22 protein-coding genes, 4 tRNA genes and 2 rRNA genes (1 of these 28 only partly in view) are annotated in these 21857 nt (G+C 68.7%); 8 read left to right on the top strand and 20 right to left on the bottom strand.

All coding sequences use genetic code 11. The annotated features are described in order from the left end of the window. The first annotated feature begins 299 nt into the window (after positions 1-299). The 3 genes from JL100_RS21610 to ligA are packed head-to-tail and all read left to right on the top strand — an operon-like array spanning position 300 to position 4923. Positions 300-1121, top strand: coding sequence for an outer membrane protein assembly factor BamD (locus tag JL100_RS21610; protein WP_228421393.1), 822 nt, complete (start codon positions 300-302; stop codon positions 1119-1121). Between the two features lie 8 nt (positions 1122-1129). Next, a complete protein-coding gene (recN, locus tag JL100_RS21615; RefSeq protein WP_202682769.1) occupies positions 1130-2809 on the top strand; it encodes a DNA repair protein RecN in 1680 nt (559 codons plus the stop codon). After that, a complete protein-coding gene (gene ligA / locus JL100_RS21620) occupies positions 2809-4923 on the top strand; it encodes an NAD-dependent DNA ligase LigA (protein WP_202682736.1) in 2115 nt (704 codons plus the stop codon). Before recN ends, ligA begins: the two co-directional genes overlap by 1 nt. A 3-nt stretch (positions 4924-4926) precedes the next feature. On the opposite strand, the gene JL100_RS21625 is transcribed toward ligA, so the two are convergent. The 8 genes from JL100_RS21625 to ihfB form a co-directional block, all read right to left on the bottom strand. After that, positions 4927-5211 carry an acylphosphatase gene (locus tag JL100_RS21625; RefSeq protein WP_202682737.1) on the bottom strand — a complete coding sequence of 95 codons (285 nt, stop codon included), beginning with the start codon at positions 5209-5211 and terminating at the stop codon, positions 4927-4929. A gap of 97 nt (positions 5212-5308) precedes the next feature. Then, positions 5309-5566, bottom strand: a complete 258-nt coding sequence (locus JL100_RS21630) for a 2TM domain-containing protein (RefSeq protein WP_202682738.1) — start codon at positions 5564-5566, stop codon at positions 5309-5311. Between the two features lie 16 nt (positions 5567-5582). Further along, complete coding sequence (locus tag JL100_RS21635; RefSeq protein WP_202682739.1) at positions 5583-6224, bottom strand: phosphoribosylanthranilate isomerase; 642 nt, start codon at positions 6222-6224, stop codon at positions 5583-5585. Positions 6225-6233: 9 nt separating this feature from the next. Beyond that, complete coding sequence (gene pyrF, locus JL100_RS21640; RefSeq protein WP_202682740.1) at positions 6234-6935, bottom strand: orotidine-5'-phosphate decarboxylase; 702 nt, start codon at positions 6933-6935, stop codon at positions 6234-6236. Continuing rightward, positions 6932-8125 (bottom strand): NAD(P)/FAD-dependent oxidoreductase, encoded by a 1194-nt coding sequence (locus JL100_RS21645; protein WP_202682741.1) that lies wholly within the window; start codon positions 8123-8125, stop codon positions 6932-6934. The genes pyrF and JL100_RS21645 overlap by 4 nt, the downstream gene beginning before the upstream one ends. Before the next feature lie 35 nt (positions 8126-8160). After that, the gene (lhpI, locus tag JL100_RS21650) at positions 8161-9096 is read right to left on the bottom strand and encodes a bifunctional Delta(1)-pyrroline-2-carboxylate/Delta(1)-piperideine-2-carboxylate reductase (RefSeq protein WP_202682742.1); all 936 of its coding nucleotides are present in this window, start codon (positions 9094-9096) and stop codon (positions 8161-8163) included. Positions 9097-9124: 28 nt separating this feature from the next. After that, positions 9125-9532, bottom strand: coding sequence for a LapA family protein (locus tag JL100_RS21655; RefSeq protein ID WP_202682743.1), 408 nt, complete (start codon positions 9530-9532; stop codon positions 9125-9127). An 83-nt stretch (positions 9533-9615) separates the two neighbouring features. After that, positions 9616-9897 carry an integration host factor subunit beta gene (ihfB, locus tag JL100_RS21660; RefSeq protein WP_037458738.1) on the bottom strand — a complete coding sequence of 94 codons (282 nt, stop codon included), beginning with the start codon at positions 9895-9897 and terminating at the stop codon, positions 9616-9618. A gap of 407 nt (positions 9898-10304) precedes the next feature. Between ihfB and JL100_RS21665 the strand changes: the two genes are divergently transcribed. Continuing rightward, positions 10305-10442, top strand: a complete 138-nt coding sequence (locus JL100_RS21665) for a hypothetical protein (RefSeq protein ID WP_202682744.1) — start codon at positions 10305-10307, stop codon at positions 10440-10442. Between the two features lie 44 nt (positions 10443-10486). Then, positions 10487-11065 carry an HNH endonuclease gene (locus JL100_RS21670; protein WP_202682745.1) on the top strand — a complete coding sequence of 193 codons (579 nt, stop codon included), beginning with the start codon at positions 10487-10489 and terminating at the stop codon, positions 11063-11065. A 33-nt stretch (positions 11066-11098) separates the two neighbouring features. Here JL100_RS21670 and JL100_RS21675 read toward each other — a convergent pair whose 3' ends face one another. Continuing rightward, a complete protein-coding gene (locus JL100_RS21675) occupies positions 11099-11899 on the bottom strand; it encodes an SDR family NAD(P)-dependent oxidoreductase (protein ID WP_202682746.1) in 801 nt (266 codons plus the stop codon). Between the two features lie 215 nt (positions 11900-12114). Between JL100_RS21675 and JL100_RS21680 the strand changes: the two genes are divergently transcribed. Further along, on the top strand, positions 12115-12729 hold the full coding sequence (locus tag JL100_RS21680) for a glutathione S-transferase family protein (RefSeq protein WP_202682747.1): 615 nt from the start codon (positions 12115-12117) through the stop codon (positions 12727-12729). Between the two features lie 125 nt (positions 12730-12854). On the opposite strand, the gene JL100_RS21685 is transcribed toward JL100_RS21680, so the two are convergent. The 4 genes from JL100_RS21685 to aroA form a co-directional block, all read right to left on the bottom strand. Further along, complete coding sequence (locus JL100_RS21685) at positions 12855-13241, bottom strand: hypothetical protein (protein ID WP_202682748.1); 387 nt, start codon at positions 13239-13241, stop codon at positions 12855-12857. Between the two features lie 168 nt (positions 13242-13409). Next, positions 13410-15134, bottom strand: coding sequence for a 30S ribosomal protein S1 (gene rpsA, locus JL100_RS21690; protein WP_202682749.1), 1725 nt, complete (start codon positions 15132-15134; stop codon positions 13410-13412). Positions 15135-15272: 138 nt separating this feature from the next. Next, positions 15273-15938: a (d)CMP kinase gene (cmk, locus tag JL100_RS21695; protein WP_202682771.1), complete on the bottom strand. Its 666-nt coding sequence runs from the start codon at positions 15936-15938 to the stop codon at positions 15273-15275. 69 nt (positions 15939-16007) lie between these two features. Next, a complete protein-coding gene (gene aroA / locus JL100_RS21700) occupies positions 16008-17345 on the bottom strand; it encodes a 3-phosphoshikimate 1-carboxyvinyltransferase (RefSeq protein ID WP_202682750.1) in 1338 nt (445 codons plus the stop codon). Positions 17346-17535: 190 nt separating this feature from the next. On the opposite strand from aroA, the gene JL100_RS21705 reads away from it, so the two are divergent. Then, positions 17536-17928 (top strand): TIGR02300 family protein, encoded by a 393-nt coding sequence (locus JL100_RS21705; RefSeq protein WP_202682751.1) that lies wholly within the window; start codon positions 17536-17538, stop codon positions 17926-17928. 138 nt (positions 17929-18066) lie between these two features. Further along, positions 18067-18142: transfer RNA gene (locus tag JL100_RS21710), tRNA-Ala, on the top strand. Positions 18143-18225: 83 nt separating this feature from the next. Here JL100_RS21710 and JL100_RS21715 read toward each other — a convergent pair. The 7 genes from JL100_RS21715 to JL100_RS21745 all read right to left on the bottom strand — a co-directional run. Further along, positions 18226-19764 (bottom strand): ribonuclease J, encoded by a 1539-nt coding sequence (locus JL100_RS21715; RefSeq protein WP_228420828.1) that lies wholly within the window; start codon positions 19762-19764, stop codon positions 18226-18228. A gap of 44 nt (positions 19765-19808) precedes the next feature. Continuing rightward, positions 19809-20018 (bottom strand): hypothetical protein, encoded by a 210-nt coding sequence (locus JL100_RS21720; protein ID WP_202682753.1) that lies wholly within the window; start codon positions 20016-20018, stop codon positions 19809-19811. Positions 20019-20056: 38 nt separating this feature from the next. After that, positions 20057-20142: transfer RNA gene (locus tag JL100_RS21725), tRNA-Tyr, on the bottom strand. A gap of 38 nt (positions 20143-20180) precedes the next feature. After that, positions 20181-20256 (bottom strand) — tRNA-Ala (locus JL100_RS21730). Between the two features lie 101 nt (positions 20257-20357). Then, positions 20358-20432: transfer RNA gene (locus JL100_RS21735), tRNA-Gly, on the bottom strand. 350 nt (positions 20433-20782) lie between these two features. Beyond that, positions 20783-20897: ribosomal RNA gene (gene rrf, locus JL100_RS21740) — 5S ribosomal RNA — on the bottom strand. 130 nt (positions 20898-21027) lie between these two features. Further along, positions 21028-21857 (bottom strand): 23S ribosomal RNA (locus tag JL100_RS21745) (it continues 1913 nt past the right edge of the window).

Here is a 21857-nt window from a genome sequence, read left to right on the forward strand (position 1 = left end):
TTGGCTTCGGGTGCGGCAGATTAGCGGGTTTGCCCGCCGAAGGCTCGCGGGAAACCGGTCGGGGCGGTCCGGCCGATAATTCGGGGAGCCGGTTGATATGCCGCAGGTGTTCTGGTAACGTTCCGGCAGAACCGCTCAACTTCGTCATATCGGAATGCTTCAAGGTTTTCGACAAATTAACCGGACCGGCGGTACCGTCGCGGGCATGCCCTCCGGACCCGGCGCTCCAAACGGTGTCGCGTCCGGGTTTGGGCGTGCTATACAGGCGCCAACTCCGTATCCCGTGTGAAATGTCGATGATGACCCGTCTGTCTCCCGCCCTGATCCGCCTGGTCGCCGCACCCCTGCTCGGCCTCGGCCTCGCCGCGTGCGCGTCCACCGAGGAGGCGCCCTATGTCGAGCGCCCGGTCGAAACGATCTATTCCGAGGCGGCCACCGCCATGGATGAGGAACGGTACAAGGAGGCGGCGCGCCTGTTCGACGAGGTCGAGCGCCAGCATCCCTACTCGCAATGGGCGACCCGGGCGCAGCTGATGGCGGCCTACGCCCACTATCAGGCGCTGGCCTACGACGACGCGATCATCGCGCTGGACCGGTTCATCCAGCTTCATCCCGGCAGCGACGACATCGCCTACGCCTATTACATGAAGGGCCTGTCCTATTACGAGCAGATCACCGACGTGGGCCGCGACCAGCGGATCACCCAGCAGGCGCTCGACGCGCTGGGCGAGGTCACGCGGCGCTTCCCGGAGTCGCCCTATTCCCGCGACGCGGCGCTCAAGATCGACCTGACCAACGACCATCTGGCAGGCAAGGAGATGGAGATCGGGCGCTACTACCTGCGCCAGGGCCACCAGAACGCCGCGATCGGCCGTTTCCGCACCGTCATCGAGAAATACCAGACCACCAGCCACGTGCCGGAAGCTCTGCATCGCCTGACCGAAGCCTATCTCGCCCTCGGCGTGGTGGACGAGGCGCAGGCGGCGGCGGCCGTGCTGGGTCACAACTTTCCGGGCAGCGAATGGTACGTAGACAGCTACGCCCTGCTGGTGGACGCGAACGTGCGGCCGGAGAGCAGCAGCAAATCATGGATCAGCCGGGCCTGGGCCTCGGTGTTCTAAGGCAGCCGATGCTTGTCGCGCTGTCGATCCGCGATGTCGTCCTGATCGAACGCCTGTCCCTGTCGCTGAACGCGGGGCTGTGCGTCCTGACCGGCGAGACGGGTGCGGGCAAGTCGATCCTGCTCGACGCGCTGGGCCTGGCGCTCGGCGGGCGCGGCGACAGCACCCTGGTGCGCCACGGCAGCGACCAGGCCTCCGTCACCGCGGAGTTCGACCTGCCGGAGGACCACCCGGCCGTGGCCCTGGTGCGCGAGCAGGGGCTTGAGATCGAGGACACCCTCGTCCTGCGCCGTGTCGTCACGGCCGACGGGCGGTCGCGCGCCTATGTCAACGACCAGGCGATCGGGGTGACCCTGCTCCGCCGGCTGGGGGAGACGCTGGTCGAGGTCCACGGCCAGTTCGACACCCACGGCCTGCTCAACCCGCAGACCCACCGCTCCGTGCTGGACGCCTATGCCGGCCTCGCCACCATGTCGGCGCAGGTCTCGGCGGCTTACCGCGCCTGGCGCCAGGTCGAGGCCGCGCGCGAGGAGGCGGCGGAGGAGATCGCCCGCGCCCGCTCGGAGGAGGACTATCTGCGCCACGCCGTCGCCGAGCTGGACGAGCTCCAGCCCCGCCCCGGCGAGGAGGAGGAGCTGGCCGAGACCCGCACGGTCATGATGCACCGGGAAAAGGTGGTCGAGGCGCTGAACGCCGCCTTCGGCGAGCTGGCCGGCGAGCGCGGGGCCGAACGCGGGCTCAACAGCGCCCACCGCGCGCTGATGCGCATCATCGACAAGGCCGGCGGCCGGCTCGAGCCGGTGATCGGCGCCCTCGACCGCGCCCAGGCCGAGATCGCCGACGCCGTCGCCACCCTCCAGGCGCTCTCCAGCGACGAGGACATGGACGCCAACGCGCTGGAAAAGCTGGAGGAGCGGCTGTTCGCGCTACGCGCCGCATCGCGCAAGCACAATGTCGAGGTCGACCGGCTGGCAGCGCTCCGCGAGGAGATGTCGCGCCGCCTCAACCTGATCGAGGACCAGGGCGACGCGCTGGAACGCCTCGCCCGCGAGGCCGCCCAGGCCCGCGACGCCTATCTGGAGGCGGCGAAGCGCCTGTCCGACTTCCGCCGCAAGGCCGCGGGCAAGCTGGACGCCGCCGTCGCCCGCGAGCTGCCGCCGCTCAAGCTGGACCGCGCCCGCTTCACCACCTCGCTGGAGCCGCTGGACGAATCCTCCTGGGGTCCCGACGGGATCGACCGCGTCGCCTTCCTGGTGGCGACCAACCCGGGCTCTCCCCCCGGCCAGATCAACAAGATCGCGTCCGGCGGCGAGCTGGCGCGCTTCATGCTTGCGCTCAAGGTGGTGCTGGCCCAGGTCGGCACCGTGCCCACCCTGGTGTTCGACGAGGTGGACACCGGCATCGGCGGCGCCGTCGCGGCCGCGGTCGGCGAGCGGCTGGCCAAGCTGGGCCGCGACCGGCAGGTGCTGGTGGTGACCCACAGCCCGCAGGTGGCGGCGCGCGGCGCCCATCACCTGAAGGTGCAGAAGCAGGTCCAGAAACAGGATTCGGAGGAACGGGTGACGACCGAAGTGGTGGAATTGGGCGACCGGCAGCGGCGCGAGGAGATCGCGCGCATGCTCTCCGGCGCCAAGGTCACCGAGGAGGCCCGCGCCGCGGCGGAAAGCCTGATCGCGGGGCACGGCTGATGACGGCCGGCGCCCGCGAAGCCATCCGCGGCATCCCCGTCGAAGACCTCTCCCCCGAGCAGGCCGCCGAGGAACTGGCGGCGCTCGCGGCGGAGATCGCCCACCACGACACCCTCTACCACCAGCAGGACCGGCCGGAGGTCACCGACGCCGCCTACGACGAACTCCGCCGCCGCAACGACGCGATCGAGCTGCGCTTCCCCGAGCTGAAGCGCGGCGACAGCCCGTCCCGGAAGGTCGGAGCCGCCCCCGCCGCGGGGTTTGCCAAGGTCCGCCACGCCGTCCCGATGCTGTCGCTGGGCAACGCCTTCGCGGGTGAGGACGTCCACGAGTTCGTCCAGCGCATCTGCCGCTTCCTGAACATCAAGGAAGCCGATTCGGTGGAGTTCGTCGCCGAGCCCAAGATCGACGGCCTGTCCTGCTCGCTGCGCTACGAGAAGGGCCGGTTCGTCCTCGCCGCCACCCGCGGCGACGGCCAGGAGGGGGAGGACGTCACCGCCAACGTCCGGACCATCGGCGACGTGCCGAAGCAACTCCCCGGCCCCGTCCCCGACGTGCTGGAGGTGCGCGGCGAGGTCTACATGGACCGGGCCGAGTTCATGGCCCTGAACGAGCGGCAGGCCGCCGCCGGCAAGCCGATCTTCGCCAACCCGCGCAACGCCGCCGCCGGCAGCCTGCGCCAGCTCGATTCGAAGATCACCGCGTCGCGGCCCCTGGGCTTCTTCGGCTATTCCTGGGGCGAGGTGTCGGAACCGCTGGGCGCCACCCAGTGGGAGGTGCGCCGGCGGCTGGAGGACTGGGGCTTCCGGCCGAACAAGCCGGCCGAGCTGTGCTGCGGCGGCGACGCGCTTCTGCGCTATTACGACCAGGTGCAGCAGGGGCGCCCGGACCTGCCGTTCGACATCGACGGCGTCGTCTACAAGGTCAACCGGCTGGACTGGCAGGACCGGCTGGGCTTCGTCAGCCGGGCGCCGCGCTGGGCGATCGCCCACAAGTTCCCGGCCGAGCAGGCCCAGACCCGCCTCAAGGACATCACCATCCAGGTCGGCCGGACCGGCGCCATGACCCCCGTGGCCGAGCTGGAGCCGGTGACCGTCGGCGGCGTCGTGGTCAGCCGCGCCACCCTGCACAACGAGGACGAGATCCGGCGCAAGGACGTGCGCAAGGGCGACCTGGTGGTCGTCCAGCGCGCCGGCGACGTGATCCCGCAGATCGTCCAGGCCGTGCCGGACAAGCGCCCGGCCGATTCCGAAGCCTACGTCTTCCCCGACCATTGCCCGGTGTGCGGCAGCGCCGCCGTCCGGCCCGAGGGCGAGGTGATCCGCCGCTGCACCGGCGGCCTGATCTGCGAGGCCCAGGCGGTGGAGCGCCTGCGCCACTTCGTCAGCCGCGACGCCTTCGACATCGAGGGGCTGGGCGAGAAGATCATCCGGGAATTCTGGGACGAGGGCATGGTCCGCCGCCCCGGCGACATCTTCCGTCTGCGCGAGAAGGACGCCGCCAGCCTGACCCGGCTGAAGAACCGCCACGGCTGGGGCGACAAGTCGGCGGCCAAGCTGTTCGACAGCATCGACAACCGGCGGCAGATTCCGCTCGACCGCTTCATCTTCGCGCTCGGCATTCCCCAGGTCGGCCAGACCACCGCCCGCCTGCTGGCCCGCAGCTACCGCAGCTTCGACCATTGGCGGGAGCAGATGGCCGCGGCCCAGGTCCACGGTTCCGAAGCCTACGGCGAGCTGATCGGGATCGAGCAGATCGGCCCCTCGGTCGCCGACGACCTGCTGGGCTTCTTCGCCGAGCCGCACAATCTGGAAGTGCTGGACGACCTGCTGGCCGCCGGCGTCTCCGTCACCGACTTCGTGCCGCCGAGGGTGCAGTCCTCGCCCATCGCCGGCAAGACGGTCGTGTTCACCGGCACCCTCGAGACCGTGACCCGCAGCGAGGCCAAGGCCCGGGCCGAATCCCTCGGCGCCAAGGTCGCCGGTTCCGTCTCGTCCAAGACCGACTATGTGGTGGTCGGCGCCGATGCCGGCAGCAAGGCGACCAAGGCCCGCGACCTGGGCCTCACCACCCTGACCGAGCAGGAGTGGCTCGACCTCGTCGCTTCGCAGTAAGCCTCAGTAGGTCGCCCGCTGCTCGAACCCGTCGACGCTCGGATAGCCCGCCGGCGCGACCGCCACGCCGGCGACGCGGGCATGCGTCGGCCCCCGCCGGCAGGCCTCGACCATGGCGTCGACCTGCTCGGCCTGGCCGGCGAAGACCGCCTCGACCGTCCCGTCGCTCCGGTTGCGCACCCAGCCGACCAGCCCGCGCGAGCGCGCCTCCTCGACCGTCCAGGCCCGGTACCAGACGCCCTGGACCTTGCCCGAAACCGTGACGTTGACTGCCTTGGTGTCACTCATGGACGTGAACCCCGCAAACCCTTGTATCGGCAATGACTTTGCCGGTGGTGGAGGGGCGGCGTCCCGCCGCCCGTGGTGCGCGGGACGCGCACCCTCCTCAACGCTTCAGGCGGTCGAACAGCCCCATGGCGAAGGCGGCGTGGATCGCCAGCGGCGCTCCCCACGCGACCAGGGGGAAGACGAACCAGACCCTGCCCGGCGTCAGCAGGAAATTGACCGGCACCAGCAGGATCATGGCCGAGAAATAAATGATCAGGTGGTTCAGGAACCCGCGCAGCCGGCGCTTCGCCGGGCCGGCCTCGTCCCGTTCCTCCACCTCGTCCCTGGGCTCGCCCTCGGGCGGCAAGTCGGTCATGGACGCTCCCGGAGGCTCAGCGGCCGGCGGCCTTCAGGAAGTCGCGGATCAGGTCCGGGTCCTTGTGGCCCGGCCGGTCCTCGACCCCCGAACTGACGTCGATCGACTGGGCACCGCTGACCGCGATGGCCTCCGCCACGTTCCCGGCGGTCAGCCCGCCCGACAGCATCCAGGGCTTCGACCAGGTCCGCCCGGTCAGGATGGTCCAGTCGAAGGCGATGCCGTTGCCGCCCGGAAGTGCCGCGACCTTGGCCGGCGGCTTGGCGTCGAACAGCAGCCGGTCGGCCACCGCGGCATAGGCGTCGGCCATGTCCAGGTCGGCGGCAGAGGACACCTTGATCGCCTTCATCACCGGCATGGAGAAGGCGGCCCGGATCTCCGCCACCCGCTCCGGCGTTTCGTCGCCGTGGAGCTGGATCAGGTCGAGCGGGACCTGGCTCACCACATGCTCCAGGTACTCGTTCGTGGGATCGACGAACAGCCCGACCGTCCTGACGCCCGTCGGCACCATGCGCGCCAGCTCCGCCGCCAGCGGCGGGGCCACGTGCCGGGGCGAGCGCTCGTAGAACACCAGCCCGATATAGCGCGCCCCGCCCTGGACCGCGGCCGTGACCGCGCCCGGATGGCTGACGCCGCAGATCTTCACCTGAACAGACATGTCCGATTCCTAAAGTTCGCCGACGATGGCGCGCGCGGCCTCTGCCGGGTCGGGCGCCTGGGTGATCGGGCGCCCGATGACCAGGAAGTCCGCCCCCTGCTCGACCGCGTCGCGCGGGGTCATCACGCGCTTCTGGTCGCCCACGGCGGAGCCGGCCGGCCGGATGCCCGGCACCATCAGCACGAAATCCGGCCCGCACTCGGCCCGCAGCGCCGCCACCTCGGCCGGCGAGCAGATGATCCCGTCCAGCCCGGAGGACTGCGCCAGCGCCGCCAGCCGCCGGGCCTGGTCCAGCACCGGCACGCCCTGCCCGACCGCCACCAGGTCGTCGTCGTCCAGGCTGGTCAGCACCGTGACGCCCAGCAGCCGGGGCCTCGGCAGATCGGTCATGGAAGCCGCCTCCGCCGCCGCGCGCATCATCGCCGGCCCGCCGCTGGTGTGGATGGTCAGGAAGACCGGCTGGATCGGCAGCACCGCGCGCACGGCGGCCGCCACCGTGTTCGGGATGTCGTGCAACTTCAGGTCCAGGAACAGCGGCAGCCGCACGCCGCCCATGACGGCCCGGATGCCCGACGGCCCCTGGCCGCAGAAGAATTCCAGCCCCAGCTTGACCCCGCCCACAAGGCCGGTCAGCCGCTCGGCCAGATCGCGCGCGGCGTCGATCTCGGGCGTGTCGATGGAAACGAAGATCCGGGAGGCCGGCGAAGTCATGATGATGGAATATCCGTCATTGTGTTCCGCGAGATGTCCCGCGAGGTGTCCCGCGGGACGGGTTGGCGGCCGGCGGCCCACGAGGTCAATGTCGGTCCCAGGTCGGGGTTTTCCAAGGCCGCCGCCATCCGTTCGCCCAGCACCGGGCCGAATTTGAAGCCGTGGCCGGAGAATCCGGTCATCACCCAGGTCCTTCCCCCCGACGGCCCGCCCCCGTCCAGCGGCTCCACGACGAAGCGCTCGTCCCGCTCGCAGGTATAGAAGCAGGTGGCGGCGCTGGCGATCGAATAGCGGTCCGGATCGGCCAGCCGCGCGCGGCCGAACGCCCAGATCCGCTCCGCCTCCTCCAGCCCGGCGTCGCGGTCCAGGTCCGGGTCGCCGGCCAGGGTGAAGCGGTGGTCGCCGATCTTCATGCCGGTCCCCGCCACCGGCGGCACCAGGTAGAAGCCGCAGTCCGGGTCGATGTCCAGCACCATGGGATGCTTCGCCCAGGCGTCGCGCAAGCCGTCCGGCATCGCCAGATAGGTCACAACCTGCCGCGACGGCACGGCCCGCTCCGCGACGGAGGGCACCAGCCGCCGCACCCAGGGCCCCGCCGCGACCACCAGGGCGTCGGCCCGGACCACGGTCCTGTCGGCCAGCCGGATCGTCGCGGTCGCCGGATCGACGTCGAGCACGGCGGCATGGGGATGGATGGTGACGTTGCGGCCGGGCAGATGATGCGCCAGCAGTTCCACGATGCGCCCGGCCAGCAGCACGCCGCCGGTCTCCAGGTGGAACGCCTCCCGCACCCCGCCGGCCTCGATCAGCGGGAACTCCGCCGCCAGCGCCGCACCCGACAGCCAGCGCACCGCCCGCCCGCGTTCGGCCAGCGTCGCGGCGCTCTCGTGCAGCCAGGATGTATCCTCGACCGAGCCGATGCACAGCGTCCCGGTCGGCTCGTACAAGCGCTGTCCCAGGTCGGCCCACAGCCGTTCCCAAGCGCCGTAAGCTTCGTCCACCATGTCGGTATAGCCGCCCTCCGCCCCATAGGCGTGGCGGATCAGCCGATGCTGGTCGACCGAGGAACCCAGCGGGTTCGGCACCGCGTACTGGTCGTAGACGCTGACCCGGTGCCCCCGGCGGGCGAGCGCCCAGGCGGTGGAGAGGCCCATGATTCCGGCCCCGACCACCGCGACATGCATTCCCATGTTACCCAGATCCCTTTTCGTGAACCCTTCGCGCCTCAGGTGACTTCGACGGCGTACTGGGCGGCGGCGAGGTCTTCCAGCGCGGTCCCGACCGACTTGAACAGGGTGATCTGGTTATAGAAGCGCCGGCCGGCGCGGTCGCCCCGGGTCAGGTCGAACAGGTCGCCGGCGATGTCGTCCACCGTCATCAGCCCGGCCGCCAGCGGCTGGGTGATGTCCCCGGCCTCCTTCGTGGCGCCCTCGCGGGTATCGACGAAGATGCGGGCGCGGGCGATCACCGCGTCGTCGGCCTCCCGCATCTCGGGCGTGAAGCCGCCGACCAGGTCCACGTGGACGCCCTCGGCCAGCCACTCCCCCCGGATCAGGGGCTCGCGCGACAGGGTGGCGCAGGACACGATGTCGGCCCCGCGCGCCGCCCCCTCCAGATCCTGGGTCGAGGAGACCTTCATCCCGCGCCGGTTGAGCTGCTTGGCCAGCCGGTCGGCCTTGGCCGGGTCGCGCCCCCAGATCAGCACCTCGCGGATCGGCCGCACGGTCGCGTGGGCCAGCACCAGATGGGGCGCCAGCGCGCCGGTCCCGACCATCAGCAGGCGGCTGGCGTCGTTCCGCGCCAGGTAAGAGGCCGCCAGCGCCGAGGCCGCCGCCGTCCGCTTGACGGTCAGCGCCGGCCCGTCGATCATGGCCAGCGGCGCGCCGGTCTTGCCGCTCAGCAGCAGGTAGGAGCCCATGATCGAGGGCAGGCTGCGCGTCCCGTTGTCGGGGAACACGGTGACCAGCTTGACCCCGATATAGCGGCCGACCTGCCAGGCCGGCATCACCAGCAGCGTGGCGGCGTGCTGGTCGAAGGTCGGGATGGTGTGATGGTGCCGGACCGGCGCCTCGCACCCCGAGCGGAACATCTTCCGCAACCTTTCGATCAGCGGCCCGAACTCCAGGGCCGCTTCGACCTCGGCGGCACCGATAGTCCTCATCAGTCCTTGCTTACCCCTCTGGCCCGGCTCACTGCGCCCTGGCGGTCTCGATCTGCGACATCGGCACCCGGCGCGCGGCGGCGTCGGAGGTCAGCATCGGCGCGTTGCTCGCGGCCAGCCGCTGGGCGGCCTCGGCGACGCGCTTCTCGGCGGCGGTGCGCTCCTCCCGCTCGTGGGAAAGCTCGCGCTCCAGCTGGGCCGCCTTGCGGCCGCGCACGCGGGCGGCGACGCGGTGCTTGCGGTCGGCGCTCCAGGCGACGAAGCCGCCGGCCAGGAAGCCCAGGACCAGCGCCGTCAGGGCCGCCACGTAGATCGGCACCGTGATCGAGAACGGCAGGGGCCACAGGGCCAGTTCGACGGGATCGCGGTTGGACACGGCAAAGGACACGATGACCAGGGCGATCGGGATGGTGATGATCCAGGACAGGTAACGCACGGGCTTCCTCGGCTCTTGAAGCTTCATTCACGGAGCGGCTCGGCCGACGGTCGCGGGGAAGCGGCCGCGGCGGACACTGACCCTTACTCCGTGTTCAGACGTTCGCGCAACTGCTTGCCGGTCTTGAAGAAGGGAATAAACTTCTGCGTCACGTGGACGCTGGCCCCGGTGCGCGGATTGCGCCCGACCCGGGCGTCGCGCTTCTTGACCGAAAACGCGCCGAACCCGCGCAGCTCCACCCGGTCGCCGCGCGCCAGCGCCTCCGATATCTCGTCGAAGATGGTGGTGACGATCTTCTCGATGTCACGCTGGTACAGGTGCGGATTCTGCTCGGACAGACGAAGAATCAGTTCAGACTTTGTCATTGGTCCCGACTCTCCCTGGTTGCGCGGGCGTTCCCTTGAGCTGGGGATCTCTCTCCGCGGCCAAGCTCAACGGTGCCATGCCGGGACCGGCACCGTCAAGGTAAGTTCTTATGATACAACAGTTTAGCCCGATACGTTTTTACCGGCGCGCTTGTTGAATTGCGCGACTGTCCGGCCATGGACCAAGCGACACGTCACCCCGCCACCCGCCGCCGGGGCCGGCTAAACATTCATTGAATCTCGCGCAAATCCTCTTTACTGGAAGATCATTGCGGGCGAAGCGGCCGCTCCCGGCGGATATCGGAAACGGCATCCTGTAGGGTCCGAGCTTTCGACGAGGCGCTGTCGCTTCCGCCTGGGCCTCGGCAGCGCCCTGCGGAAGTCGGAGTACACGGCCAAGGTCTGGCTTGCCGACCCCCGCTCCCCTGCCCGACGTGATCGTCCGCGACGGCCGGCGGAGCGTCTCGCAAGGGCAGGCGCAGCCGTTCGTCCGCTTCATCGCGACGATCCCGAACCGGTTCCGCAAAGGTCCGCTCTCGCCGTAGATCGGCGCAGAGATCCACCGCCACACTCCCTCTGGCCCGCCGCCATGACGCTGATCATCGACACCGACGCTCCTTCCGCCATCCGCCAGCATCTCCTTCAGCCGCCCGACCCGAACCTGGCCACACGGCGGGTGAAGCTGCGCGACCGCGCCGGCCTGATCTGCGGGGAAGCGATCGTGGCCGCGATCGACGGCAACGACCTGATCCTCACCGATCTGCGGGAACTGCCCGAGGAGGACCGCTTCCGGTCCGAAGGCGGCGTCTTCCTGACCGCCTGGACCGATGCCGGGGCAGGCACCGGAGGCCGGCGCCAGCTCCGGCCGGAGCAGCAGGAGTTCCGCCGGCGGCTCCTGGAAGCCTATGGCGGCCGCTGCGCCGTGACCGACTGCGACGTGGAAGCGGCGCTGGAGGCCGCCCATTTGCGGGACTTCCGGACCTCCAACGAGGTCCGGGACGGCATCCTGCTCCGGGCCGACATCCACGCCCTGCTGGACGAGGGGCTGATGACCATCACCCCCGACCTCCGCGCCGTCTTCGCCCCCCAGGCACTGAGCCATTACCGCGACTTCGACGGCAAGCCGCTCCACCTGCCCGTCCGCCGGCGCGACTGGCCGCAGCCGTGACTTCCGCCCCCGGACGAAGCGCCGCGTCCCCCCTCACACGAAGACCATCCCGCCATCCACCAGCAGCGACTGCCCGGTCATGAAATCGCTGTCCGACGACGCCAGGAAGCGGGCGACGCCGACCAAGTCCTGCGCCACCGAGGCGCGGCCGAGCACCGCGATGCCCGCGAAATTCTCGAACGCCTCGTTGTCGCGGCTGGTCAGCCCGTGCTCGCGGAACCCGCCGTCGATCACCTTCCACATGTCGGTCGCCACCACGCCGGGGCAGATGGCGTTGGCGGTGATGCCCTCCTTCCCGAAGGCCCGCGCGGCGGCCTGGGTCAGCGCCACCACGGCGAACTTGCTGGCGCAGTAATGGGCCAGCGGCTCGTAGCCCTGCTTGCCCGCGATCGACGCGGTATTGACGATCTTGCCCCCTCCGGCACCGTCCCGGGCCTGGGCCTGCATCTGGCGGATCGCCTCCTGCATGCCGATCATCACGCCCAGCGCGTTGACGTCGTTCACGAAGCGCCAGTCCTCCTCGGTGATGTCCAGGAACGGCTTGGTCTGGGCGACGCCGGCATTGTTGAAGATCACGTCGAGCCGGCCATGGGCGCGCACCGTCTCCTGGATCATGGCGCGCACGCTGCCCCGGTCCCGCACGTCCACCGCGGCCGCGATGGCGGTGCCGCCGGCCTCGCGGATCGCTCCGGCGACCGCGTGGGCGTTCTGCTCCGACAGGTCGGCGACGGTGAGTTTCGCTCCGTCGGCGGCGAGGCCCCGCGCGATCTCCGCGCCGATCCCGCGCCCGGCGCCGGTGACGATGATGCTTTTTCCTTGGATGTTCGTCGGCATGGCGTTCCTCCTTTGCCCGGACCATCCAAGCAAACGCCGCACCAGATCCCGGTTTCCGGGAAAAACCCTGTTCCCGCAAAAGCTTGGCCCCGGCGCTCCCGCGCGCGCGCCGTCCCGCCCCGCGACAGTTCCCCGCGACACTGTGCGACGGCTGTAGCGGCCGGCCGCATGCTAACGTTGCCGCCGCCCCTTCCCTTCTTGCGCGGGAGTCACCGATGAGGCTCTACATGACGCCGGGTTCGTGCTCGACCGGCATCCACATCCTGCTGGAGGAGATCGACAACCCGTTCGAGGCGGCGATCGTCAACCTGCCGGCCGGCGACCAGTTCAAGCCCGACTATGTCGCGATCAACCCCAAATCCACCATCCCCACGCTGCTGCGCGACGACGGCACCGCCCTGACCGAGTTCCAGGCCATCGCCTACTGGCTCGCCCGCACCAACCCGCGCGCCCGGCTGATGCCCGGCGATCCCGACGGCGACGCCCTGGTGATGGAGGTGATGGACTATGTCGTCGGCACCATCCACATGCAGGGCTTCGCGCGTATTTTCACCACCTCCAGCTTCACCCCCGAGCCCTCGGCCCACGACGCCGTCCAGGCCCGCGGGCGGGAGATCGCAACCAAGGGCCTCGGCCTGATGGACAAGCTGCTGGAGGGCAAGGACTATGTCGCCGGCGCCTTCTCCATCGCCGATGCCGCCCTGTTCTATGTGGAGTTCTGGGCCGACAAGACCGCCATCGACCTGCCGCCCAACTGCCGCGCCCATTACCACCGGATGCGCGCCCGCCCCGCCGTCCACCGCGTCCTCCGGGAGGAAGGGTACCGCTGAGGCGAGCGCCTAAGACAAAGATCCTAGACTTTCCGGCCTGATTCCTCTATGAAGGTCCCGGAACGGCGATGGGCAGGGATAACGCCGGCAGCATCTTTATCCATCGCCGTTCATCTGTGGCCCGTTCAGCGCTCGACCTTGTCGTCCGCATCCGGCCGGGCGCCGGCACCGCCCGCGCCGACGGCGACCTCCGGCGACGTGCCCGGTGTCGTTCCGCCCACACCCAGCCCGGTCGTGCCCGACACGGTGCCCTCGTTGTTCTCCGGGCCGGGCGTCCCGGGGGTGGCGGTCGTGCTGGAGCCGGAGCCCTGGGCGCCTTCCAGACGCGAGCGGCCGGCGCCGGTACCCGCCAGGCCGGCCTCTTCCGACACCCCGGCATTGCCCAGGATGCTGGTCTCGCGCTGGGACACCACGCCCTGCGCGCGGTCCTCCCTGCTGACCTTGACCTCGCGGCCGGGGTCTTCCATCGGGGCGTCGCGGCCGGTAGTCGCGGTGTTCTTCTCGTCTGCCATGGCTCGGGCCTCCGGTCTGTTGAACGGTTCGTGCCGCTCCCAACAGACCTTCGACCCGCGGGGTTCCCCCCAGCCGGACTCCCCCAGCCGGACCCCCCAAAGAGAAGGGCCGCCGCGGTTGCCCGCGGCGGCCCTTTCGACCGGAAGCCCGGATCAAAGCGGCGGAGATTACTCCTCGCTCTGCTCCTTGCTCTGGGCGCGGCGCAGGGCCGCACCCAGGATGTCGCCCAGGCTCGCGCCGGAGTCGGAGGAACCGAACTCCTGCATGGCCTGCTTCTCTTCTTCCACTTCCTTCGCCTTGATCGACAGGCTGATGCGGCGGCCGCCGCGATCGACCTGGGTGACCTTGGCATCGACCTTCTCGCCGACCGCGAAACGGTCCGGGCGCTGCTCGGAACGCTCGCGCGACAGGTCGGACTTGCGGATGAAGCCCTGGAAGCCGTCGGCCACCGCGACCTCGATGCCGCCGTCAGTGATGGCGGTGACGGTGCAGGTGACGACGTCGCCCTTCTTCAGGCCGGCAGCGGCGCTCTCGAACGGATCCGAGGAGAGCTGCTTGATGCCCAGGCTGATCCGTTCCTTCTCGACGTCGACGTCGAGAACCTTGACCTTGACCTGATCGCCCTTCTTGAACTCGGCGATGGCTTCCTCGCCCGACTTGTTCCAGTCGATATCGGACATGTGGACCATGCCGTCGATATCGCCGGGCAGGCCGACGAACAGGCCGAACTCGGTGATGTTCTTGACTTCGCCTTCCAGCTCGGTGCCCGACGGGAACTTGTCGACGAACGACTCCCACGGGTTGTCCAGGCACTGCTTGAGGCCCAGGCTGATGCGGCGCTTCTGGGGATCCACGTCCAGCACCATGACCTCGACTTCCTGGGAGGTCGAGACGATCTTGCCGGGGTGGACGTTCTTCTTGGTCCAGGACATCTCGGAGACGTGCACCAGACCCTCGATCCCCGGCTCCAGCTCCACGAAGGCGCCGTAGTCGGTGATGTTGGTGACGCGGCCCTTGAACTTGGCCCCGACCGGGTACTTCGCCTCGACGCCTTCCCACGGATCGGCTTCCAGCTGCTTCATGCCGAGGCTGATGCGCTGGGTCTCCGGGTTGAAGCGGATGACCTGGACCGTGACGGTCTGGCCGATCTGGAGGGCTTCCGACGGATGGTTGATGCGGCGCCACGCGATGTCGGTGACGTGCAGCAGGCCGTCGACGCCGCCGAGATCGACGAACGCGCCGTAATCGGTGATGTTCTTGACGACGCCCTGGAGGACCTGGCCTTCCTTGAGGTTGGCGACCAGCTCCGACCGGGCCTCGGCGCGGCTCTCTTCAAGCACGGCGCGGCGGGACACCACGATGTTGCCGCGCGAGCGGTCCATCTTCAGGATCTGGAACGGCTGGGGAGTGCCCAGCAGCGGGGAAATGTCGCGGACCGGACGAATGTCCACCTGGCTGCCCGGCAGGAACGCCACGGCGCCGGAGAGATCGACCGTGAAGCCGCCCTTGACCCGCCCGAAGATCACGCCGGTGACGCGGGACTGATCGTTGAACGACTTCTCCAGCAGCGTCCAGGCTTCTTCGCGCTTGGCCTTCTCGCGGGACAGGACGGCTTCGCCGTTCTTGTCTTCCATCCGCTCGAGATAGACCTCGACGGTGTCGCCAGGCTTCAACTCGGCATTGCCGCCGGGTCCGCCGAATTCCTTGAGGGCAACGCGGCCTTCCGACTTCAGACCGACGTCGATCAGCACGTTATCGTTCTCGATCGTGATGATACGGCCTTTGACGACGGTACCTTCCAGGCTGTCGCTGGTGCCGAGCGACTCCTCGAGCAGTGCGGCGAAGCTTTCCATGCCGCCCATGCTCTCGGATCTAGCTGCTGCTTGTGCCATTGAAACTCCTTGGGTTGATCATATAGCGCCCCCCGAACCGTCGGCATCCGATGGTTGAAACGGTAAGGGGACCGCCGCGCCGGACCTCATGCCCGGCGACTTTGAATTCCATCCTGGACGGCTGGCTCGGCAGCAGGCCTACGCACAATGATCGGAGAGGCCGGTTTTGGAGCAGATGAAGGTCATCGCCGCGTCAAGCGCCTGGTCGGCGTCCATTGACGAGGTGTCAAGCAAAAATGCGTCGGCAGCCGGTTTGAGCGGGGCTACCGCTCGCTGGCTGTCGCGCGCATCTCGTTCCTTCATGTCCTCCAGGACGGCTGCATATATAACGGCGACGCCGCGATCCCGCAACTCTTTCAAACGCCGCTCGGCCCGCGCCTCGACCGAGGCGGTGACGAACAGCTTGGCATCCGCGCCGGGGCATACGACGGTCCCGATGTCGCGGCCGTCCAGAACCGCGCCCCGCGCCCCGCCGGGCGGGTTGGCGGCGAAGCCGCGCTGGAACGCCAGCAGGGCCGTCCGCACCTCCGGCACGACCGCGACCTTGGAGGCGGCGGCGGCGATCTCGTCGCCGCGCAGCGCCGGATCGGCCAGCACCCGCGGCGTGGTCTCGGGGTGGAGCGCGCGGGCGGCGGCGGTCGCGGCGGCGGCGTTCCCCGGGTCCCCGCCGGAGCGGATCACCGCCAGGCCGACCGCCCGGTACAGCGAGCCGGTATCCAGGTGGGCGAAGTGCAGCCGGTCGGCCAGCCGGCGGGCCAGCGTGCCCTTGCCGCTGGCCGCCGGCCCGTCGATCGCGACCACCAGGGCCCGGTGCTCGGCTTCAGGCATGCGTTTCCCTCTACTCTATCCGTTCTGTCAGGCCGTTCCGTCAGGTCAGTCTGCCCCGGGAGCGGAAATGCGCGCCCCCAGGCCGTTCATCAAGTCCACGAAGCCCGGAAAGCTGGTGTCAATGAAACCGGAATCATCCACCGCGACGGGCTCGGCGGCGGCCATGCCGAGCACCAGGAAGCTCATGGCGATGCGGTGGTCCATGGCGGTCGCCACGGTCGCCCCGCCGGGCGGGACGCCGCCGCCATGGACGGTCAGGCTGTCCGGGCCGGCTTCCACGCGCACGCCGCAGGCATGCAGCCCGTCGGCCACCATGGCGAGCCGGTCGCTCTCCTTCACCCGCAGCTCGGCGACGCCATGCATGGTCGTCGTCCCCTCGGCGCAGGCGGCCGCCATGGCCAGGATCGGGTACTCGTCGATCATCGAGGGCGCGCGGTCGGGCGGGACCGCGATGCCGGACAGGGCGCTGGACCGGACCCGCAGGTCGGCGACCGGCTCCCCCGCCTGGTCGCGGCGGTTCAGGAAGGTGATGTCGGCGCCCATCTCGATCAGCGTGTCGTACAGCCCGGTGCGGCGCGGGTTCATGCCGACGTCGGTCAGGGTCACGTCGGAGCCCGGCCGGATCAGCGCGGCCACGGTCAGGAAGGCGGCCGAGCTGGGATCGGCCGGCACGTTCACGGTCTTGCCCGTGATCTCCGGTTCCCCGGTGATGGAGACCGCGAGGGCGCCGCCCTCGATCCGCTCGGTGGTCACGGTGGCGCCGAAATGGGCCAGCATCAGCTCGGAATGGTCGCGGGTCGGCTCCGCCTCGATCACCGTGGTAACGCCCGGGGTGTTCAGGCCGGCCAGCAGGATCGCCGACTTGACCTGGGCGGAGGCGACCGGCAGGCGGTAGGTGATCGGCACCGGGTTCTCCGTCCCGATCACGGCGAGCGGCAGGCGGCCGCCGGACCGGCAGACGAAGCTGGCGCCCATCTGCTCCAGCGGGGTGCTGACCCGCGCCATGGGGCGCTTGGTCAGGCTCGCGTCGCCGGTGAAGAAGGTCGTGATCGGATGGGTGGACACCAGCCCCATCATGAGGCGGGCGGCGGTTCCGCTGTTGCCCATGTCGAGCACCTGGGACGACTCGACCAGGCCGCCGACTCCGACTCCGCGCACCCGCCAGACGCCCTGGTCGTCGCGGTCGATGTCGGCGCCGAGCGCCCGCATCGCCGCCGCCGTGTGCAGCACGTCCTCCCCGGTCAGCAGGCCGTGGACGGTGGTCTCGCCGACGGCAAGCGCCCCGAACATCAGCGCCCGGTGCGAGATCGACTTGTCGCCCGGAACCCGGACGGTCCCGGACAAGGGGCCGGTTTGGACGGACTGGAGCGGCCTGGGCGCCATGCCTTTTGCTTCCCTCTGGCTGACGGCGGATGGGTGGCCGGTTCCTAGCATAGATGCGCGCCAGGGGTAAGGGGCGGCCGAAACGAGCCTGTCGCGGGCATCGTCAATTAGATTTTGACTTCAGCGTGGCGGCATGGCAGAGGGGCGTGCTTTGACCAATAGATACCGTGATGAGACCGGAGGATAAGGCGTGGCGAAACCTGAGTGGGGAACCAAACGCATCTGCCCCAATTGCGGGGCGCGCTATTACGACCTCCGCAAAGACCCGCCGGTTTGCCCGAGCTGCGGCACGACCTTCGACCCCGAGGCGTTGCTGAAGTCCCGCCGTGCCCGCCCCGCCCCTGTCGAGGAGGTGGTCAAGAAGGTCCCCGCCGAGACGGACGACGAGGAGGAGACGGTGGAAGCCAACGACGGCGAGCTGGAGGAAACCGACGACGAGGCCGCCGTCGACGATCTGGACGAGGAAGCGGACGAGCCCGTCCAGGAAGAGGACGACGTCCTTCTCGAGGACGCCTCCGAGCTGGGCGACGAGGACGACATGGGCGAGGTCGTCGATGTCGAGGGCGAGGACGAGGAGCGCTGAGAGCCGCCGGCGAAGAAATTCGAGCGGAGGCGAATTTTCCCCTTGAATGAGGGGGCCGGTTTGAGGATAGTCCCCGGCACCGCGAAGCCGGGGGCACCCAGCCCCCACCGAAGGCGACGCGCAGGAATTTAAGAGATTGGGGCCATAGCTCAGCTGGGAGAGCGCTACAATGGCATTGTAGAGGTCAGCGGTTCGATCCCGCTTGGCTCCACCAAAAACGAAGAAGGCCCCGACCACGGATGTGGTCGGGGCCTTCTTCGTTGTGCCTGGCTTCTTTGCGCCTGGCCTGCTGTCGCGTCAGGCCGCGAAAGCCGGTTTCGCGGCGTTGCGGTCGGCGCGCTGTTCCGCCCGGATGCCGAAGGTCGCTTCGACCGATCCGGCCCAGGGCAGCAGGAACTGGCCGTCATTGACCAGCCGGTGCGGCTCGATATGGCCGACCACCGCGGTGCCGGTATCCGCGAGGCGGATGACGTCGCCGTCCTCCGGCACCAGCGCCCGCTCGACGCCGCAGTCGCGCGCCAGCCGGGCATGGGCTTCCAGATGATGGATCTCGCCGTGGACGGGCACCGCGAAGCGCGGCCGGATCAGCTCGTACATGCGGGTGAGATCGCCCCGCGCCGGGTGGCCGGAGACATGGATCGGGGCGTCGGACGGGGTCACGACCTTGACGCCCATGTTCGCGAGCAGCTTGTAGATCGCCTCGATCGCATCCTCGTTGCCGGGGATGGTGCGGGCGGAGAACATCACCGTGTCGCCGCGGTGCAGGGCCAGCGAGCGGTGCTCGGCGCGGGCGATCTTGCTGAGGGCGGAACGCTCCTCTCCCTGGCTGCCGGTGCAGATCAGGACGAGGTTGCGGCGCGGCACGGATGAGGCTTCGGACAGGCTCAGGAAGGGAGGGAGGCCGTCCAGATAGCCGCAGGCGCGGGCGGCCTTCTCCATGCGGAGCAGCGAGCGCCCGGCCAGCACGACCTTGCGGTCGTTGGCGGCGGCGGCTTCGGCGACGGCCTTCATGCGCGCGACGTTGCTGGCGAAGCAGGTCACCGCGATGGCACCCTTGCGGCCGCGGAACGCCTCGACCAAGCCGGCGCGGGCCTGCCCCTCGGAGCCGGTGGTGCCCTCGACCTGGGCGTTGGTGCTGTCGCACACCATGGCGAGCACGCCCTCGTCGCCGAACCGCTTGAGGGCGGCGAAGTCGGTGGAGGAGCCGACCAGGGGTTCCGGATCGAACTTCCAGTCGCCGGTATGCAGCAGGTTGCCGGCCTTCGTCCGGATCGCCAGCGAGATCGGCTCCGGGACGGAATGGGTCACGGCGATCGTCTCGATGTCGAAAGGACCGATCTTGAGACGGCCGCCGATCGGCATGGTGTTGACCTGCACGGCGCGCGCGGCCCCGACTTCCTTCAGCCGCTCCCGGATCAGGTGGGTCGCGAAGGGTGTCGCATAGATCGGGCAGGTCAGGCGCGGCCAGAGATGATGGATGGCGCCGACATGGTCTTCATGGGCATGGGTGACCACGAGACCGACGACGTCGTCCATGCGCTCTTCGATGAAGGCCGGATCGGCCATGAAGGACTGGACCTCGGGCATGTCGTCGCCGGCGAAGGCGACGCCGGCATCGACGATCAGCCATTTGCCGGCATGACCGTAGAGGGTCATGTTCATGCCGATGCGGTTGCAGCCGCCGAGCGGGAGGAAGATGATCTCATCGGCCCGCGGCACCGGGCCACGGACGGGAGCGGAGGCGGAAGCGCGGGATTTCCTGGAAGGTCTCGCCGGGGCGACCGGTGCCGTGGAGACCAGCGCCTCGCCGACGCCGAGATCCTGGGCGCTTCTCACGGATAGGGTGGATGTCCGCAACCTGCGGCGATCCCTTGAACTTCTCATACAGCTTGTTCTTTCTTGCTTGCGTCCGGATCAGGACGGGAAACCCCGTCGGAATCTTCCGGACCGGTTTGAAACGACGCATCGGATGGACGCGCCCACTGGAATTCTGAAATGGCTTGCGGCACGCGAAACGCGGCGGCGCCGTTGGTGGCGCTTGGGCAAATCGGAAAAACGAAAAACCCGGTTGCCCTGACCGGCACCGTCAAGCGGTGCGATCCGAGGAACCGGGTGCTTTGATCTGTAATGGTGGAGGGGGCTGGATTCGAACCAGCGTACGCTGTCGCGGGCAGATTTACAGTCTGCTGCCTTTAACCACTCGGCCACCCCTCCGGATGGAACTTACTTGGACCCGCGAGGGGGTGGTGTGATGGTGGAGCCAAGCGGGATCGAACCGCTGACCTCTACAATGCCATTGTAGCGCTCTCCCAGCTGAGCTATGGCCCCATGTCTCTGGTATGTATCGTGTCGTTCCGCTTTACCGCTCCCCTCCCCTCTTCCGGCGCCACCACGCGCGGCGGCCGGCCTTGGTCCGGGTAGGAGAACGATGGAGCGGGCGAAGGGATTCGAACCCTCGACCCCAACCTTGGCAAGGTTGTGCTCTACCCCTGAGCTACGCCCGCGAACTCGTGTTCGAGTCACCCTCCCCTGGGGGACGATGATGAAATCTGTGTGTCTGAAAGAGGCGTCAGCCCGCCGGGTTTACCGGCGCGCCCGGACGGGCGCCTTTCTTGACCGGGCATTCCTGTTCCCGGCCCCCGATCGGTTCCACTCGAGCCGATGGGCCGGAGCTTCGTTCCCTCCCGGGGTCCCCGCGCTTCCAGTTCCTTGTGAGGGCAACTGTGGATCCGGGTATCCTGACGACGGTGCCCCGACCCGGGACTCCGATGTCATCATAGATGATTACCTGTGTCTGAAGGTAACCTTTTCAACCGTTTTGCTCAACAGACCAAGCGCATACTGCGTCTGGCGGACCTGGCGGCGACCTACTCTCCCACGTCTTGAGACGCAGTACCATTGGCGCGGAGGGTTTTCACGGCCGAGTTCGGGATGGGATCGGGTGCGGGCCCCTCGCTATGACCACCAGGTCGGCCAGGCGCAGGGGCGCCGGGCTGTCGAGGATGAGTTCAAGTGACCTTGGACGGAAGTGATGCATTGTTTCTCGTGGACCGCCGCTTGCGGCCTTGCCGCTGCGCATGGCGTCCGGAGGGGGCTCGAGGGATCAAGCCGATCGAGCGATTAGTAAGGCTTAGCTTCACGCGTTGCCGCGCTTCCACACGCCTCCTATCGACGGGATGGTCTATCCCGGCTCTCGGGGAGTGCTTGTTTTGAGGGGGGTTTCCCGCTTAGATGCTTTCAGCGGTTATCCCGTCCGCACTTAGCTACCCGGCGATGCGGCTGGCGCCACAACCGGTACACCAGAGGTGCGTCCATCCCGGTCCTCTCGTACTAGGGACAGCGCCTCTCAGCACTCCGACACCCACGGCAGATAGGGACCGAACTGTCTCACGACGTTCTAAACCCAGCTCACGTACCACTTTAATCGGCGAACAGCCGAACCCTTGGGACCTGCTCCAGCCCCAGGATGTGATGAGCCGACATCGAGGTGCCAAACCTCCCCGTCGATGTGGACTCTTGGGGGAGATCAGCCTGTTATCCCCGGCGTACCTTTTATCCGTTGAGCGATGGCCCTTCCACGCGGGACCACCGGATCACTATGGCCGACTTTCGTCTCTGCTCGACTTGTCGGTCTCGCAGTCAGGCTGGCTTATGCCATTGCACTCGTCGAGCGATTTCCGACCGCTCTGAGCCAACCTTCGCGCGCCTCCGTTACTCTTTGGGAGGCGACCGCCCCAGTCAAACTCCCCGCCATGCAGGGTCCCGGCTCCCGGTTCAGGGAGCGCGGTTAGATGCCAGAGATCCCAAGGGTGGTATTTCAAGGATGGCTCCACCGGAGCTGGCGCCCTGGCTTCAAAGCCTCCCACCTATCCTACACATGGGAACCCTGGCACCACTGCAAAGCTGGAGTAAAGGTGCACGGGGTCTTT

Origin of the sequence: Skermanella mucosa (genome assembly GCF_016765655.2) — a bacterium.
Lineage (GTDB): Bacteria > Pseudomonadota > Alphaproteobacteria > Azospirillales > Azospirillaceae > Skermanella > Skermanella mucosa.

What these genes read in the sequence shown, in the direction of transcription:
- JL100_RS21610 (WP_228421393.1), top strand. Translation starts at nt 300, where the DNA reads ATGACCCGTCTGTCTCCCGCCCTGATCCGCCTGGTCGCCGCACCCCTG.
- recN (WP_202682769.1), top strand. Translation starts at nt 1,130, where the DNA reads ATGCTTGTCGCGCTGTCGATCCGCGATGTCGTCCTGATCGAACGCCTG.
- ligA (WP_202682736.1), top strand. Translation starts at nt 2,809, where the DNA reads ATGACGGCCGGCGCCCGCGAAGCCATCCGCGGCATCCCCGTCGAAGAC.
- JL100_RS21625 (WP_202682737.1), bottom strand. Translation starts at nt 5,211, where the DNA reads ATGAGTGACACCAAGGCAGTCAACGTCACGGTTTCGGGCAAGGTCCAG.
- JL100_RS21630 (WP_202682738.1), bottom strand. Translation starts at nt 5,566, where the DNA reads ATGACCGACTTGCCGCCCGAGGGCGAGCCCAGGGACGAGGTGGAGGAA.
- JL100_RS21635 (WP_202682739.1), bottom strand. Translation starts at nt 6,224, where the DNA reads ATGTCTGTTCAGGTGAAGATCTGCGGCGTCAGCCATCCGGGCGCGGTC.
- pyrF (WP_202682740.1), bottom strand. Translation starts at nt 6,935, where the DNA reads ATGACTTCGCCGGCCTCCCGGATCTTCGTTTCCATCGACACGCCCGAG.
- JL100_RS21645 (WP_202682741.1), bottom strand. Translation starts at nt 8,125, where the DNA reads ATGGGAATGCATGTCGCGGTGGTCGGGGCCGGAATCATGGGCCTCTCC.
- lhpI (WP_202682742.1), bottom strand. Translation starts at nt 9,096, where the DNA reads ATGAGGACTATCGGTGCCGCCGAGGTCGAAGCGGCCCTGGAGTTCGGG.
- ihfB (WP_037458738.1), bottom strand. Translation starts at nt 9,897, where the DNA reads ATGACAAAGTCTGAACTGATTCTTCGTCTGTCCGAGCAGAATCCGCAC.
- JL100_RS21670 (WP_202682745.1), top strand. Translation starts at nt 10,487, where the DNA reads ATGACGCTGATCATCGACACCGACGCTCCTTCCGCCATCCGCCAGCAT.
- JL100_RS21675 (WP_202682746.1), bottom strand. Translation starts at nt 11,899, where the DNA reads ATGCCGACGAACATCCAAGGAAAAAGCATCATCGTCACCGGCGCCGGG.
- JL100_RS21680 (WP_202682747.1), top strand. Translation starts at nt 12,115, where the DNA reads ATGAGGCTCTACATGACGCCGGGTTCGTGCTCGACCGGCATCCACATC.
- JL100_RS21685 (WP_202682748.1), bottom strand. Translation starts at nt 13,241, where the DNA reads ATGGCAGACGAGAAGAACACCGCGACTACCGGCCGCGACGCCCCGATG.
- rpsA (WP_202682749.1), bottom strand. Translation starts at nt 15,134, where the DNA reads ATGGCACAAGCAGCAGCTAGATCCGAGAGCATGGGCGGCATGGAAAGC.
- aroA (WP_202682750.1), bottom strand. Translation starts at nt 17,345, where the DNA reads ATGGCGCCCAGGCCGCTCCAGTCCGTCCAAACCGGCCCCTTGTCCGGG.